This window comes from Neorhizobium galegae (genome assembly GCF_017877135.1).
GTDB classification, from domain to species: domain Bacteria; phylum Pseudomonadota; class Alphaproteobacteria; order Rhizobiales; family Rhizobiaceae; genus Neorhizobium; species Neorhizobium galegae_A.
This window is the reverse complement of the sequence record NZ_JAGIPH010000010.1, coordinates 91,567-106,261: the sequence shown is the minus strand read 5'-3', so window position 1 is coordinate 106,261 and position 14,695 is coordinate 91,567. Positions and strand designations below refer to the sequence as shown.

The 14,695-nt window shown below is 62.2% G+C and carries 13 protein-coding genes; 8 read left to right on the top strand and 5 right to left on the bottom strand.

Annotation, left to right across the window (positions count from 1 at the left end; all coding sequences use genetic code 11):
- Positions 1-5: 5 nt before the first annotated feature.
- The 3 genes from J2858_RS21900 to J2858_RS21890 all read right to left on the bottom strand — a co-directional run bounded on the left by J2858_RS21900 (position 6) and on the right by J2858_RS21890 (position 2,624).
- Positions 6-1,385, bottom strand: a complete 1,380-nt coding sequence (locus tag J2858_RS21900; protein ID WP_210106995.1) for a GntP family permease — start codon at positions 1,383-1,385, stop codon at positions 6-8.
- Between the two features lie 54 nt (positions 1,386-1,439).
- Positions 1,440-1,979 (bottom strand): gluconokinase, encoded by a 540-nt coding sequence (locus J2858_RS21895; RefSeq protein ID WP_245366988.1) that lies wholly within the window; start codon positions 1,977-1,979, stop codon positions 1,440-1,442.
- 285 nt (positions 1,980-2,264) lie between these two features.
- Positions 2,265-2,624, bottom strand: coding sequence for a hypothetical protein (locus tag J2858_RS21890; RefSeq protein WP_210107066.1), 360 nt, complete (start codon positions 2,622-2,624; stop codon positions 2,265-2,267).
- A 213-nt stretch (positions 2,625-2,837) separates the two neighbouring features.
- On the opposite strand from J2858_RS21890, the gene J2858_RS21885 reads away from it, so the two are divergent.
- The 7 genes from J2858_RS21885 (at position 2,838) to J2858_RS21855 (ending at position 9,865) form a co-directional block, all read left to right on the top strand.
- Positions 2,838-3,872, top strand: a complete 1,035-nt coding sequence (locus J2858_RS21885) for an ABC transporter substrate-binding protein (RefSeq protein ID WP_210106994.1) — start codon at positions 2,838-2,840, stop codon at positions 3,870-3,872.
- 11 nt (positions 3,873-3,883) lie between these two features.
- Positions 3,884-4,687, top strand: a complete 804-nt coding sequence (locus J2858_RS21880; RefSeq protein WP_432443388.1) for an ABC transporter ATP-binding protein — start codon at positions 3,884-3,886, stop codon at positions 4,685-4,687.
- Positions 4,681-5,532 carry an ABC transporter permease gene (locus J2858_RS21875; protein ID WP_432443387.1) on the top strand — a complete coding sequence of 284 codons (852 nt, stop codon included), beginning with the start codon at positions 4,681-4,683 and terminating at the stop codon, positions 5,530-5,532. The genes J2858_RS21880 and J2858_RS21875 overlap by 7 nt, the downstream gene beginning before the upstream one ends.
- Positions 5,533-5,614: 82 nt before the next feature.
- Positions 5,615-6,973: an FAD-dependent oxidoreductase gene (locus J2858_RS21870; protein WP_210106991.1), complete on the top strand. Its 1,359-nt coding sequence runs from the start codon at positions 5,615-5,617 to the stop codon at positions 6,971-6,973.
- Complete coding sequence (locus tag J2858_RS21865) at positions 6,970-8,130, top strand: CaiB/BaiF CoA transferase family protein (RefSeq protein ID WP_210106990.1); 1,161 nt, start codon at positions 6,970-6,972, stop codon at positions 8,128-8,130. Before J2858_RS21870 ends, J2858_RS21865 begins: the two co-directional genes overlap by 4 nt.
- Positions 8,127-8,900 carry an enoyl-CoA hydratase-related protein gene (locus J2858_RS21860; protein WP_210106989.1) on the top strand — a complete coding sequence of 258 codons (774 nt, stop codon included), beginning with the start codon at positions 8,127-8,129 and terminating at the stop codon, positions 8,898-8,900. Before J2858_RS21865 ends, J2858_RS21860 begins: the two co-directional genes overlap by 4 nt.
- 41 nt (positions 8,901-8,941) lie before the next feature.
- Positions 8,942-9,865 carry a LysR family transcriptional regulator gene (locus J2858_RS21855; protein ID WP_210106988.1) on the top strand — a complete coding sequence of 308 codons (924 nt, stop codon included), beginning with the start codon at positions 8,942-8,944 and terminating at the stop codon, positions 9,863-9,865.
- Positions 9,866-9,895: 30 nt separating this feature from the next.
- Here the strand turns inward: J2858_RS21855 and fdxA are convergent, their stop codons facing one another.
- A complete protein-coding gene (fdxA, locus tag J2858_RS21850) occupies positions 9,896-10,225 on the bottom strand; it encodes a ferredoxin (RefSeq protein ID WP_210106987.1) in 330 nt (109 codons plus the stop codon).
- A 316-nt stretch (positions 10,226-10,541) separates the two neighbouring features.
- Positions 10,542-12,287: a C2 family cysteine protease gene (locus J2858_RS21845; RefSeq protein WP_210106986.1), complete on the bottom strand. Its 1,746-nt coding sequence runs from the start codon at positions 12,285-12,287 to the stop codon at positions 10,542-10,544.
- 287 nt (positions 12,288-12,574) lie between these two features.
- On the opposite strand from J2858_RS21845, the gene J2858_RS21840 reads away from it, so the two are divergent.
- Positions 12,575-14,692, top strand: a complete 2,118-nt coding sequence (locus J2858_RS21840; protein ID WP_210106985.1) for a type I secretion system permease/ATPase — start codon at positions 12,575-12,577, stop codon at positions 14,690-14,692.
- The last annotated feature ends 3 nt before the right edge of the window (positions 14,693-14,695 follow it).

The following is a 14,695-nucleotide window of genomic DNA, read 5'->3' as shown; positions in this document are numbered from 1 at the left end:
TCTGGTCAGCCTGCCCAGAAGATCAGGCCTGACAGGGCAAAGCCGATCAGCCCGACCAATGTCTGCATGACAGACCAGGTCTTGAAGGTGGTCTTGACGTCCATGTTGAAGAAGCGTCCGACCAGCCAGAAGCCGGAATCGTTGACATGCGAGAGCATGACCGAGCCGGAGGCAAGCGCGATGACGATTGCCGAAAGCTGCAGCCCCTGATAGCCGGCCGCCTGCACGGCAGGCTGGATAAGGCCGGCTGCGGTAATCAGCGCGACGGTTGCGGACCCCTGCGCGACCCGCAAGGCAGTGGCGACCAGGAAGCCGGCAACCAGAACCGGCAGGCCGATATCCGAGAGACCATCCGACAGGGCCTTGCCGATGCCGGAGGCGCGCAGAACGCCGCCGAACATGCCGCCGGCGCCGGTGATCAGGATAATCGAGCAGACCGGCCCCAAAGCCGAATCGAGAATGCGCTCGACCTTGACGGCGCTGCGACCCCGCATCGGCCCCAGCACGTAGCCGGCGACAAGCACGGAGATGAGAAGCGCGATCGGCGTTGCGCCAAGGGTGCGGGCCAGCTGGAACCAGCCGGCCTCCTTGCTCACCCATCCCTGCACGCGGGCAAAATCAAGCCCCGTATTGATGAAGATGAGGATGAGCGGCAGCAGAAGAAGCGAAACGACGAGACCCGGGCTTGGCGGGTTCAAATCCTTGTCGGCTGCAGCGTCGGCCGAAAAACCGTCCGGAATGGGAAGGACGATCAGCTTGCCGATCCAGGCCCCGAACAGCTGGCCTGCGACGATCCAGGTGGGGATGGCAACCACAAGACCGACAAGGATCAGAAGCCCGGCATCGGCGCCGAGAAGCTCAGCGGCGGCCACGGGTCCGGGATGCGGCGGCACGAAGACGTGCATGACCGAGAACGCGGTCGCGACCGGGATGCCGTAAAGGAGCAGGCCGCCACCCAGCCGCCGGCCGACCGTGAAGACGACCGGCAGCATGACGACGAGGCCGGCGTCAAAGAAGATCGGAAAGCCGAAGAACAGCGAGGCAATGCCGAGCGCCATGGGAGCCCGTTTCTCGCCGAACCGCGCCACCAGCGCGTCTGCCAGTGCCTGCGCGCCGCCGGAAATTTCCAGCATGCGGCCGAGCATTGCGCCAAGGCCGACGAGAAGTGCCACGCCGCCCAGCGTGGAGCCGAAGGCGGAAGTGAGCGTCGTCAGGATATTGGCCGCCGGAATGCCGGCGATGATCGCCGTCAGCAGGCTCACGAGAATAAGGGCCACGAAGGCATGGACGCGAAACTGGATGATCAGCAACAGCAGCAGGGCAACGGCCCCGACCGCGATGGAAATGAGCGCGCCTGCGCCCAAGGTCTGTTCGAATTCTGGCACGTGGCCACTCCCTCTTCGGGTATCGGATCCCCAGGATCCCGATACGCGCTGTATTTATTGATGTATGTGAGACGTCAGGGCGAGCCCGGACAATGCGCGCTCGACAACGATCTTCGGCGGTGCATCGACGGTGACTTTCACCCCGTTTTCATCGGGCTGGAGAACCTGAAGCGTGGCAAACTGCGATTCGAGCAGCGAAGGCGGCATGAAGTGACCTTTTCGCATCGCCATCCGCTCGGCCACCAGCTTCTTGTCCGCCACGAGTTCGATGAAGCGCACATCCGCGCGAGCGCTTGCCAGAATGTCACGGTAGCTGCGCTTCAGGGCAGAGCAGGTGATGACCACGTTTTCGCCCGCGTCCGCCTTTTCGCTGATCCAGTCACGGATCTTTTCAAGCCAGGGCTGGCGAGCGGCATCGTCAAGAGGGATGCCCGCAGACATCTTTTCAATGTTCGAGGCGGGATGGAAGGTATCGCCCTCGGCAAACTCCCACTTCAGCTCCTGGGACAGGAGCTCGGCAGTGGTTGTCTTGCCCGTGCTGGAGGGGCCCATCACGATGAGGGCTATCGGCATGCTCTTGGAGGTCTGGCTCATCTGGAGATCCCATGTGCTACCCCCCGCGCCCCCCGGCGAAAAGAAATATGACGAGCGCTCATATCAGGCGCTCGCGCCCCGATAAAGTAGTTTTTGCTCACTCAAGGTTGTTGGTCGGGGATAAAGGCACGGCAAAGCAGCCACATCGGCCCGATCAAGAGGCCGTTTTGGGCAAATGCCCGGGAGGGCTGGCCGCAAACGGCGGCGATTGGCAGGCCGCGGTGCCAAACGCCGGCCTGCTGCGACGCCGACCGGGCAGGCTCGTGGCCCGCCCGGGGGCATATGTCAGGCGGCAGCGGTCTCCCGGACATCGTCCAGCAGGAAATAGACGGTCATGTACGGGATCGTATACTCTTTGCCGCTGTCGGACGTCATGGCGACGCTTCCGGCACTCGCCGGGTGCCAGCGATGGTAATGGGGATTGTTGACGATGAGGGTGATGGCCTTGCCGTGGAATTTTCCCGCCAGCCGGTAGCGTGCCTCCGCCAGCGGCCAGATGCTTTCATACTCCTCCTGCGTGAGACGCACCTTCAGGGCCTGGCGATGGGCCACGTCACTATGCGCGCCTTCTTCGGCCGCCGGCCGAATATCCAGGGTCACTTCCTCGGCATTGTCCAGAATGAATTCGAATTTCTCCGGCCACATCCGCTTCATGAAATTGCTCCTCCCAGCGTTTTCATTGGTTGACGCGTGAAAGTGTAGCGCGTCTTCGTCGCAAGACATAGGGGCTTTGCGCCAGCAATGACGAGCGAGAGGATTGCCTATTCGGCAATGGGATGAACTCAAAATTGTTCTTTATGAGAACGCCCACTTCGGCAATGATCCCGTCATAAATCTCGAAAAAGAGAGGGGATCCACATGTCGCAATTCACAGTCAGCAGAAGAGGCTTCATCACAACGGCAGCGGCCATGGGGGCTGTTGCTGCGGGCCAGTCACTGCTCTCGATCCAGCCGGCCAGCGCCGCCTCGCCGGCAAAGATCCGCCTGCAACTGGGCTGGCTTGCCTCCAACGGCCTGCTGGGCGAGGTTGTCGCCATGAAGAAGGGCTATTATGCCGAACAGGGCATCGAGCTTGAAATCGTGCCCGGCGGCCCGAACGTCGATGGTGTCGCGGGCGTGGCCTCCGGCCAGAGCACGCTTGGCCAGATTTCCTCCAGTCCCTCCGTCATGCTGGCGCGCGGCGCAGGCGTGCCCCTGAAGGCGATTGCCGCCGGCTATCAGAAACACCCTTACGCCTACTTCTCCCGCAAGGGAAAGCCGATCCGCTCGGCGCAGGACATGATCGGCAAGACGGTCGCCATCCAGCCGACCGGTACCATCCTGCTGCGCGCGCTGCTTGCCAAGAACAACGTGCCCGAAGACAAGGTCAAGATCGTCAATATGGGTGCCGACATGAACCAGCTCGTCACCGGCCAAGCCGATGCCGTCGTCGGCTGGTTGACCAACACCAATGCGCTGAAGGTGCTGGGCGACGACCGTGTCGACCTGATGCTGTGGGATACCGGCATCCAGCTCTATGCCAATGTCTATTACACGACCGACAAGGAGCTCGCCGACCACCCCAAGGAACTTGCGGGCTGGATGGCAGCCACCGCCCGCGGCTGGGGCTATGCCCGCGATCACCAGGAAGAGGCGGTCAATCTTCTCGTCGAAGCCTTCCCCAATCTCGACAAGGCGAGCGAATTGGAGGCCATCGGGCCGCTGATGAAATTCGCCTTCAACGATACCACGAAGACGGTGGGCTGGGGTGCGATGACGAAAGAGAACTGGGCAGCCCAGATCAAGTCCTATGCGGATCTCGGACAGTTCAAGGAAAAGGTGCCGACGGTGGACGAGATCATGACCCTGTCCGTTCTGGAAGCGACCGCCGACATCCGTAAACAGGTAGGATAATGGTCATGGCCATGGCTCAGCCTAAAATGGACCTTCCAGCGCAGGACCTGGCACCTGCTGCCGTGTCCGTCGAGCATCTGGACGTACGCTTCGGCACCGGGCTATCGCAGTTCACAGCGCTGAAGGATGTGTCGGTCACCATTCCGAAGGGGGCGCTCGTCACGATGATCGGCCCCTCCGGCTGCGGGAAATCGACGCTTCTGCGCTGCATTGCGGATCTGGTGCACATCAGCGATGGATCCATTTCCGTGCTGGGCCAGACGCCGCAGAAGGCGCGTGAAGGGCGCGACTTTGCCTTCGTTTTTCAGGAGGCGACGCTTTTGCCCTGGCGCAGCGTTCTCGACAACGTCCGCCTGCCGCTGGAAGTCGGCCGGCGGGCGCAGACGGAGAACTATGCCGATCCGGAGAGGCTTCTGGCGCTTGTCGGCCTCAAAGGCCGTGAGAACGCCCTGCCGCATGAGCTTTCGGGCGGCCAGCGCCAGCGGGTGGCGATCGCTCGCGCGCTCGTCAGCCGTCCGCGCATTCTCTTGATGGACGAGCCCTTCGGAGCGCTGGACGAGATCACCCGCGACAAGCTGAACGAGGAACTGCTGCGGCTGTGGAAGGAGACGGGAACCACCATCGTCTTCGTCACGCACTCGATCCCCGAAGCGGTGTTTCTCGGTGAATATGTGCTGATGCTTGCCGCCCATCCGGGGCGCGTCAAGGAGTTCCTCAAGGTGGACCTTCCGTCCGAGCGGACACTGGCGATCCGCGATACGGTCGAGTTCATCCGCATCACCGCGCATCTGCGTCGTCTTCTGGAGGAATGCTGATGGCCGACACTCTCTCCTCCATCGCGCCCGTCCACGACAAGACTGCCGCTGACGAGCCCCGCCGGGTCTCGAGAGCAAGCCGTGTCCTCTCGTCGGTCGCGGACAACATGCCGGCCATGCTGGCCATCGCCGGCTGCATTGCGCTGTGGCAACTGATCGTCTGGGGCTTCTCGGTGCCGACCTTCATGGCGCCCAGTCCCGTCGCGGTGCTCTATGCCTTCCACGACAATGGCGCGACCCTGTGGAACAATCTTTTGCCGACGCTTCTGGAGGCGGCGCTCGGCTTCCTGTTCGGCAATCTGGTGGCGGTACTGCTGGCGATCTGGTTCGTCTATAGCCCGCTTGCGGAAAAGGCTTTCTATCCGGTCGCCGTGATCATCAAGTCGATCCCGATCATCGCGCTTGCGCCCATTCTCGTGTTGCTGGTCGGCAATGGCATCGCGCCGAAGATCATCATCGCAGGCTTGATCTGCTTCTTCCCGACGCTGGTCAACATGGTGCAGGGTCTGAAATCCACGAGCCCGGCCATGCTCGACCTGATGCGGGTGCTGTCGGCAAGCCCGACGGAAATCTTCTGGAAGGTCCGCATTCCCGCCTCGCTGCCGTTCCTGTTTGCGGCGCTGAAGATCGCCGCCACCAGCAGCGTGATGGGCGCCATCGTGGCGGAGTGGATCGGCTCCAGCTACGGGCTCGGCGCGCTGATCATCGAAGCGACCTATAATTTCCGCTCACCGCTCCTCTACGCGACGGTGGTGATTGCCGCGACGCTGGCGGTGCTTCTGTTCTTCGCCGTGTCCCTTGCCGAAAGGAAGGTCGTCCGCTGGAAGCCCTCCAGCCACGAATAGACCTTCCCGCCAAACCCAATAATCGCGCGACCCGTGAGGTCGCGCGCCCTTCACCATGCCGGCACGACCGGGAGGAATGACCATGCACGCCACCATCCTAATCCCTCAACGCCCCGCGACCATTGTCGACCGGTCCGATGTTGTCGTCGTCGGCGGCGGCCCTGCCGGGATTTCGGCGGCCATTTCCGCTGCCCGCAACGGTGCTTCCGTGACGCTGATCGAGCGCTACCCCTATCTTGGAGGGCTCGCTTCAGGCGGCATGGTGCTCGTGCTCGATGACATGGTGAACGGGCTGGAGATCACCGTGCAGGGCATCTGCACCGAGATGATCGAGCGGATGCGCTCGAAAAACCTGTGCGTCGTGCCGGATGAAAACGACCGGCAGATCGACAGCCGCGACCTGCCGGAAAGCTGGCGCCGCTGGGCGCGCTGGGGCCTCTTCGACTTCCATACGCCGACCGCGCCGCATCCGATCTGCTATGCCGCCGCCTTCGACCCGGATGGTTTCAAGCAGGTGGCCTACGACATTTTTTCCGAAAGCCGCATCAAGCTTCGCACCCATAGCTGGTTCTCCTCCGCGATTGTCGAGGACGGGGTGATCAAGGGCGTCGTCTGCCAGACGAAATCCGGTCTGGAAGCCATCATGGCCGGTGTCGTCATCGATGCGACGGGCGATCTCGATGTGGCGGCCAATGCCGGTGCCTCCTACATCGAGGACACGTTCATCCTGACCACCGTCTCCCGCTGGGGCGGCGTCGATACGGAAGCGGCCGAACGCTTCGAATTCGAGGAGCCGGACGCCTTCAAGGCGCTCGATCATGAAGCCAAGCGCCTCATTGGCGGCTGCTGGTCCTACTGGTGGCTGAAGACCCCGCTGCCGGGCGTTGTCTGGCTCAACTGCCCGCACATGCCAAAGCTCTCGGGCCTCAAGGTCGAGGACCTGGCGGCGGCGGAAATGGAGGGCAGGGCACGCATGGGCCGGCTGCTGGAGTTCGCCCGCGCCAAAATGCCCGGCTTCGAACAGGCCTATGTGGTGGATTTTGCGCCGCAGACGGGCGTGCGCCAGACCCGCATGCTGCAGGGCGACTATGTGGTGACCAAGGATGACGTGATGAGCCGCAGGCATTTTGCCGACACCGTCTGCCGCGGCCGCGACTATTACACCCCCTACCGTGCCATGCTGCCGAAGGAAGTGGACCAACTGCTGGTGGCCGGCCGTCATTATTCCGCAACGCCACAGGCCCAGAAATCCAGCCGCGAGATCCCACCCTGCATGGCCATGGGCGAGGCGGCGGGTGTGGCGGCAACCGTTGCCCTCAACGCCGGAACGACGGTGCGCAAGGCCGATATCACATCCATTCAGAAACAGATGCGCGCGCAAGGGGCCGATCCGGGCGACACCCCTTCCGCCAATGCCAGCTACCTGGAGGCAGCCGAATGACCACTCTTCCCCTGTCCGGCATTCGTGTCGTGGATTTCACGCAAGTCATGCTTGGCCCCTGCTGCACGCAGATGCTGGGCGATTACGGCGCAGACGTCATCAAGATCGAGAAGGAGAAGATCGGCGATCTCTCGCGCTGGTCGCTGGGGTCTGATCCGGATGGCCTCAACAACCCCGTCTTCTGCTCGCTGAACCGCAACAAGCGCAGCCTGGCGCTCGACCTCAAACGCGAGGATGCGCGCGCAAGCGTGCTGGCGCTGATCGACCAGGCGGATGTCGTCGTCAACAATTTTCGCCCCGGCGTGATGGAGCGGATGGGGTTCGGCTATGAGGCACTGAAAACGCGCAACCCGAAACTCATCTACGCCGTCGGAACCGGCTATGGCCTCACCGGTCCGTATGAGCATAAAGGCGGGCAGGATGTTCTGGCGCAGGCCGTGTCCGGCGTCATGCGGCGCAAGTCCGACCAGAGCCATCCGCTGTCCATCTACGCCACGCCGCTTGCCGATTTTTCCGCCGGCATGCATCTCGTCCAGGGGATTCTGCTGGCGCTTCTGCATCGCGAAAAGACCGGTGAGGGCCAGCAGGTGGCCGTCAGCCTTTATTCCTCGATGCTCGCCATGCAGATGCAGGAGGGCACGGTGCATATGATGCGCAACAGGGAGCTGAACTGGGGGGCGTTCCCGCTGACCGGCGTCTTCGAGACCACCGACAGCGCGATTGTCATGGTCGGCGCCTTCAAGCAGAACCCGCTGCAGGATATCTGCACGGCGCTTCAGATCGAGGACCTTTCGGCCAATCCGCGCTACGCCAATTTCGACGTCCAGATGCAGCACCGCCCGGAACTGCAGACAGTCTTCCGCGAGGAGTTCAAGAAGAATTCGACCGCCCATTGGGTGAAGCGCCTGGAGGCGGTGGATATTCTTTGCGCGCCGGTGCGCACCATTGCCGAAGCCCTGGAAGACGAGCAGACGCTGATCAACCGCATGATCTTGGAGGCTGGCGAAACGGCCGCAGGGCCGATCCGGTTGATCGGCTCGCCCATCGACATGTCGGCGGCGGAAGTCCGCGTTCGTATTCCGCCGCCCCGCCTTGGCGAGCACAATGCCGAAATTCTGGCAACGATCGGCTCCCAAGGCCGCGAGGATGCGGCATGAGCGTGCAGTTTGCGGTGAGCGACCGGGTCGCGCGGGTGACGCTCGACCGACCGGACCGGATGAATGCCGTTGATGCGGCGACGGAAGCCGCCCTCGAAGCCATCTGGCGGGAGATCGAGGCGCGCGACGACATCAGCTGCGTGGTGCTGACGGGCTCAGGCGCAAAAGCCTTCTGTGCCGGTGCCGATATGAAGGGCGTCAACAAATCCGGCGTGGACTATTGGGTGGAGGACCGGCCGAACGGCTTTGGCGGGCTGTCTTTCCGCCGCAGCCTCGATGTTCCGGTCATTGCCCGCGTCAACGGCTTTGCGCTCGGCGGCGGGTTCGAAATGGTTCTCGGCTGCGATATCGTGATTGCCGCCTCGAATGCCCGTTTCGGCCTGCCGGAGGCGCGCGTCGGGCGCATGCCGCTCGATGGCGGCATGGTGCTCCTGCAGCGGAAAATCCCACATAATCGTGCCATGGCCGTGCTGATGACCGGCCGGCAGTTCAGCGCCGCCGAGATGTATGAGTTCGGCATCGTCAACGAAGTCGTGGAACCCGAGCAGCTGGACGAAGCGGTCGAGCGCTGGGTCAGTGACATCGTCGCCTGCGCGCCGCTCTCGCTGAAAGCCATCAAGCATACCGTCAACCGCACCGGCCATCTGTCTCCTGCCGAAGCGCAGGCCTTGAGAACCAAGCCGCTGGTGCGGGCGCTGCAGAGCGAGGATGCGCAAGAGGGCGTGGCCGCCTTTATCGAGAAGCGCAAGCCGGTCTGGAAGGGACGCTGAGCTTGCGGTAAGACAGTCAGGCGTAAACTGCCGGAGACGCCATGCACGCCAGCATCCTGAAGTATTTTGCGGCGGTTGCCCGCTCCGGCTCCATTCGCAAGGCCTCCGAAGAGCTGCATGTCGCGACATCCGCGCTCAGCCGCCAGATCAAGAAGCTGGAGGATGAGCTGGGCATCCCGCTGTTCGAGCGGCTGCCGGATGGTCTGCGGTTGACGGGGGCAGGGCGGATCGTGCTGCGCCATGCCAAGGCGACGCTTCAGGATTACGAGGTGATGCGCGGCGAGCTTGGCGATCTCGCCGGCAAGATTACCGGGCGCGTTCCGATCGCCTGCCTCGACAGTCTGGCGATCACCTTCATGCCGCAGTGCCTGGTGGATTTCACCCGGAACCATCCGGCGGTCGATTTTCGCATTCGCACGGAAAACTATGCCCGCATCTTCGGCCTTCTGGCGGATGATGACGTGGATGTCGGCATCACCTTTGATATTGCCCGGCCGGGCGATGTGCGGCTTCTATATTCTGTACCCATGCCGATCATGGCGATCGTTGCCAAGGGGCATCCGCTTGCGAAGATGAAGACGGTTTCGGTGGAGCAATGCGCCCAGTTCAAGCTCCTGCTGCAGCTCGACAATGACGTGACGAGCTGGATGTTTTCGCTCGAACTTGGGGCGCTGGAGCGACACGCCCGCGCGCTCGTCTCCAGCAACAACCAGATGATGCTGAAGCCGCTGATTCTCTCCGGGCATGGCGTCGCCTTCTATACGCCCATGGGCTTTTATGAGGAGTTGAAGCGGGGCGAGGTGCTGGCGCTGCCGATTTCCGGCATCCGCAGCGAGGCCGCACGCCTGGGCGTGATGACACCCCGGACCCGCAAGCTCCCCTATGCCTCCGAAGTCATGGCCGGATACCTTTCCGACCGGCTTGCAGCCTTTGCGGCGACGATGGAAGAGATCGTCGCCCGCTGACGGATGTTTGACGGCCACACCAGGCTTTTTTCAGGCGGATTCCTTCTTGAAGGCTGCAACGTCCGGATGGTCGAGGGGGAGCATCACCTTCTCCCAGCCGCCGGGGGAGCCGAGGCCGCTCACCGCGCTGGAAAAGAACTGCCGGTTGATCTCGATGAAACGATGAGCCTCCGGCGCCACCTCCTCATCCCATGCAATCGCATCGACGGGACAGATCGACAGGCAAAGGCCGCAATTGATGCATTCGTCCGGCTGGATGTAGAACATGCGCCCGCCCTCATAGATGCAATCGACGGGACAGGCGGCCGTGCAGGCGCCGTCTTTGACGTCGATACAAGGCTGGGTGATGATATAGGCCATGCCGGAATGCTCCTCGGTCTCGTCCAGTTGGGGGACTGCCAGGCGCTATGTTTTCAGACTGGCGCATTGCTGGGAAGTTGAGACTTAAGCAGTCTTCGTTGCCGATTGGGCAACGCTCGGTCCTGAATTGGCGGACGCTGGACGGCATGCGAAACGATCACGGCCGGTGGATGATGCCGGAGACCGCGTCATTTCATACGCTGTCCCCGGCATCATCCGCCGGCCATTCACTCGGGAGGTTGGGCTTTGAGGCCGTTACATCGACAGGCTGATGAGGCGCCTTGCCGAGGAAGAAGCCCGGATCGTCGCCGCCAACCTATGCGGCGTTTGCGAGTTCAATTCTGGGGCTGGTGGAGGAGACGTTGGCGAGGGTCGCCGTTGCCGCATCCGAAGACGTCAGAGATGCGATCGAGCTGGTGAGCTTCGAGGCAACCGATGCAACGGAGGATACGGCGGCCGAGACGTTGTCGACGCTGATGACATCCTTGGCAGCCAGCAGGGTCGAAAGACCGACCTCGAACGTCGTGCGCCAGGATTGCGACGCACCGGCGGTGCCCCAGGGGTTGTAGACCTTGAACATGTTGGTGTCGCTGTTGAAGCCATAGATGGACATGGCATGACTGGAGACCAGCGTGGTCTTGTTCTGTGCGTCTTTCGCATTGGTGTAGGACGACAGGACGACGTTATAGCCGGCATTGAGCGCCGAGATCAGCGATGACTGGATGCTTGCCGTGGTCAGCCCTGATTGGGCACCCGTATAAACGAGTGACGCATTGCGGGTGTAGGCCGACCAGCTGGAGCCGTTTCCGTAATATTCGGTAAAGGCGGTGGCGCCGGTCAGGGCAGCCAGTGCATTGGTCGCATATCCGCCATTGCCGATCGTCGAATAGGAATTGCCGTAGTTGACCTTTGTGTTGCCAGTCGCAATCCCGCCGGCCTGGAACTGCGCCCAGGCCTTTTCCGCCAGTTGCCCCCACAGGCTGGTGCTTGAATGGTCGAACGTAGAGCCGCCATTGGCCAGCTGCGCGTTGACCGTGACATATTGTGGCTTGCCGCCGGAATAGAAGCGCACGCCATAGGTGCCGTTTCCATTGTCGGTGAACATGGACTTGAGGAGATCGGCGTTATGGCTGGCGATTTCGGCGCAGCTCGCCAGGAAGTAACAATCCCCCAGGCCACCCTGGTTGATGTCGGTCATGGCCGGGCCGGAGGTGGCAAAGAGCGGCTTCGACGCAATGGAATAGCTGATCTTGTAGTTCGAGCTGCCGACCTTGACGGCCGAACTCGGTGTGTCGGTGCCGAGGAGCCATTTTCCGGTGAGATTGGAAAGCTGGGTGGCTGTCGAGCCGGTGGCGAGGTTGCCCAGTTTCACAGATGACGCGGCGCCGCCGGTCCAGGTGGCGTTGGCGCTGTGGCCGTTGACGAGCGCGTTGAAGACATAGTTGATATAGGACGATGTCGTGCCCATCGTGCTCAGATTGGTTGCAATCGTCTTCAGATCGTTGAAGTGCTGCGCCGTCAGTGTCGATTTGCTGGTCGTCAGCGCGGAAACGAGATTGGTCATCATCGTCGCCAGGCCGGATTCGCTGACCGTGCCGGTCGAAATGGCAGAGGTCAGGTCCCTGGCGATCGAGGCGGTGACGATTTTCGATACCCATGTCGGCAGAGCACCCGCAGTCGTCTTGGCCGCACCGGTTGTTGCAGCAACGACGATGTTCGAAGGTGTTTTGACAGTGGTTGCGACGGCAGCCGCGACCGGCAGCGACGAGACGAGCGCGGAGGTCGGGCGGGCCGGGAGGCCAGGCAGGGAGCGTTGCGAGGCGCTTGCAGACGAGAGTGCCGTCGACAGGGAGTGTTGGCCGCCATGGCCGGCGTCGCTTGCAAAGACCGGTTGCTGCACGGATACGATGGCCTGTGCAAAGGCACTGGCCTGGTCGGCAAAGTGAGGGGTGGAGCGCAGCGGGAGCGCCTCGGCCGCATCATCGCTCAAGCCGCTCATGCCGCCGGCCTTCTTCAATGGTCGGTATAAGGAGAACGCGTCATTGTTCATCAGGTCAAGCATGCCATCCTCTTTCGTCGCCGGGATTACTCGTTGGCTCCGACCCTGACACGCACGCCTTGATGCGCTTTTACGAAGAATTCTAAAATTCTAATGTATGTCCAAAAAATCGGCTCGGCAGTCCGGTGCCGCTCCGGTGGGAATGCCGAATGAAGCCTGCGGGCATCCGTCGGGCCGCGCCGAGCCCGATCCATACATTTTTAACCGAATTGTCCGAAATCTGGGGCGCTTAACGCCTTCGCAAAGGCCATCGCCTAAGCTCAGGTCTTCACACAGGGGCTTAACAGACGATGCATTCCGGATTGCCTGATAGTGGCGCATGGGCCTTGGCGCTTGTCCTTCATCTGAACGGCATCGTCACCGATCCCTTGCGGCTGTGGCGGGACGCTGGCAAGGCGGAGCCATTCGATATCACTGACGTCCTGCGCAGCGCCCGGGGCTTTCCGGTCAAGGCCCGGCGCGTTGTCATGGCCGCAGGCCGCGTGGGCCGTGTGCCTTTCCCGGCGATCATCTGCCTGAAGGATGGCGGATTTGCCGTCGCCGGCAAATATGTCGACGGGCAGGTTCTCGTCCAGTTCGTCGATCAGGCGTCTCCACGCCTCGTTCCGGTCGCGGAACTGATGGCGTTGACCGCCGGTCAGTTCATCCTGCTGGCCAAGCGTGCGCCGGTGTCGGATCTGGCACGCCAGTTCAACCTCGGCTGGTTTTTCTCGGCGGCAGCGAAATACCGCTTCATTCTCGCAGAAGTCTTCTTTGCCTCGCTCGTGCTGCAACTGTTTGCGCTGGCGACGCCGCTGGTCTTCCAGACGGTCATCGACAAGGTTCTTGTCCACCATGGATTCGAGACCTTGACCGTCATGGTGAGCGGTCTTGCCCTGATTGCTCTGTTCGACGCGGTTCTGTCCGGCCTCAGGACATGGCTGTTTGCCCATACCAGCAACCGGATGGACGTCGAGCTCGGGTCGCGTCTCTTCAAGCATCTGGTCCGCCTGCCGCTCTCCTATTTCGAGGCTCGTCGCGTCGGCGACAGCGTCGCCCGGGTTCGTGAACTCGAAACGATCCGGCAGTTCATGACGTCGACGTCGATGACGCTTGTGCTGGATCTGCTGTTCGGGACGATCTTCATCGGGGTGATGTTTCTCTATTCATCGACCCTTGCCTGGATCGTTACGGCCAGTCTGCCACTTTATGCACTTCTGTCGCTCTCGGCGACGCCGGCATTCCGCAGGCGCCTGGACGAGAAATTCAAGCGCGGCGCGGAAAACCAGGCATTTCTGGTCGAGAGCATCACCGGCATCGAGACAATCAAGGCGATGGCGGTCGAGCCGCAGATCCAGAACCGGTGGGAAGATCAGCTCTCCTCCTATGTCTCCGCGAGCTTTTCGGCCGCACAACTGGGCAACTGGGCCTCGCAGGTGGCCAACCTGATCAACAAGGGGCTGACGGCCATCACCCTCTACATCGGTGCCGGCCTCGTCGTCGCAAACAAGATGACCGTCGGTGAACTCGTGGCATTCAATATGCTGGCCGGGCAGGTCAGCGGTCCGATCCTGCGCCTCGTTCAGGTCTGGCAGGAGTTTCATCAGGTTCGCCTGTCGGTCGAGCGTCTCGGCGATATTCTCAACACGCCGGTCGAGCCGCAGGGGGCGACGGCCATCTCGGTGCAGGCGATCGAAGGCAACATCCGGTTTGAAGACGTGACGTTCCGCTACACGCCGGGAGGGCGCGCCGTGGTGCGCGGGCTTGACCTCAAGGTCCCGGCCGGCCAGGTCGTCGGCATCGTCGGCCCCTCCGGATCGGGCAAGAGCACGCTTGCCAAGCTCGTCCAGCGTCTCTACCAGCCGGACAGCGGCCGCATCCTCATCGACGGCATCGATGTGAGCCTGCTTGATCCTGCTGTTCTCAGGCGCCAGATCGGCATCGTGCTGCAGGACAATATCCTCTTCAATCATACGATCCGCGAGAATATCGCGCTGGCGGAACCGACGATGCCGCTGGAGCGTGTCATTGAGGCGGCACGCATGGCGGGTGCCCATGACTTCATCACCCAGATGCCGTTTGGCTATGACACCAAGGTCGGCGAGCGGGGCGTGTCGATGTCGGGCGGGCAACGCCAGCGGATTGCCATTGCGCGTGCGCTGGCCGGTAATCCGCGCATCCTCATCTTCGACGAGGCCACATCGGCGCTCGATTCGGAATCCGAGGCCGCCATCCAGGCCAACATGCGCGAGATCTGCAAGGGACGCACGGTCCTGATCATTGCCCATCGCCTCTCCACGGTTCGTCGCGCCGATCGCATTTTGACCATCGAAGAAGGCTGTGTCGTCGAGGACGGCACGCACGAGACGCTGGTGGCCGGAGACGGGCGCTATTCGAACCTGTTCCGCCTTCAGGCCGGCCTTCGGTAATCG

Excerpts from the sequence above, each read along its gene's own strand:
- J2858_RS21895 (WP_245366988.1), bottom strand. The coding sequence starts at position 1,979 with ATGAGCCAGACCTCCAAGAGCATGCCGATAGCCCTCATCGTGATGGGC.
- J2858_RS21855 (WP_210106988.1), top strand. The coding sequence starts at position 8,942 with ATGCACGCCAGCATCCTGAAGTATTTTGCGGCGGTTGCCCGCTCCGGC.
- fdxA (WP_210106987.1), bottom strand. The coding sequence starts at position 10,225 with ATGGCCTATATCATCACCCAGCCTTGTATCGACGTCAAAGACGGCGCC.
- J2858_RS21845 (WP_210106986.1), bottom strand. The coding sequence starts at position 12,287 with ATGCTTGACCTGATGAACAATGACGCGTTCTCCTTATACCGACCATTG.
- J2858_RS21840 (WP_210106985.1), top strand. The coding sequence starts at position 12,575 with ATGCATTCCGGATTGCCTGATAGTGGCGCATGGGCCTTGGCGCTTGTC.
- J2858_RS21880 (WP_432443388.1), top strand. The coding sequence starts at position 3,884 with ATGGCTCAGCCTAAAATGGACCTTCCAGCGCAGGACCTGGCACCTGCT.
- J2858_RS21865 (WP_210106990.1), top strand. The coding sequence starts at position 6,970 with ATGACCACTCTTCCCCTGTCCGGCATTCGTGTCGTGGATTTCACGCAA.
- J2858_RS21885 (WP_210106994.1), top strand. The coding sequence starts at position 2,838 with ATGTCGCAATTCACAGTCAGCAGAAGAGGCTTCATCACAACGGCAGCG.
- J2858_RS21860 (WP_210106989.1), top strand. The coding sequence starts at position 8,127 with ATGAGCGTGCAGTTTGCGGTGAGCGACCGGGTCGCGCGGGTGACGCTC.
- J2858_RS21870 (WP_210106991.1), top strand. The coding sequence starts at position 5,615 with ATGCACGCCACCATCCTAATCCCTCAACGCCCCGCGACCATTGTCGAC.
- J2858_RS21875 (WP_432443387.1), top strand. The coding sequence starts at position 4,681 with ATGCTGATGGCCGACACTCTCTCCTCCATCGCGCCCGTCCACGACAAG.
- J2858_RS21890 (WP_210107066.1), bottom strand. The coding sequence starts at position 2,624 with ATGTGGCCGGAGAAATTCGAATTCATTCTGGACAATGCCGAGGAAGTG.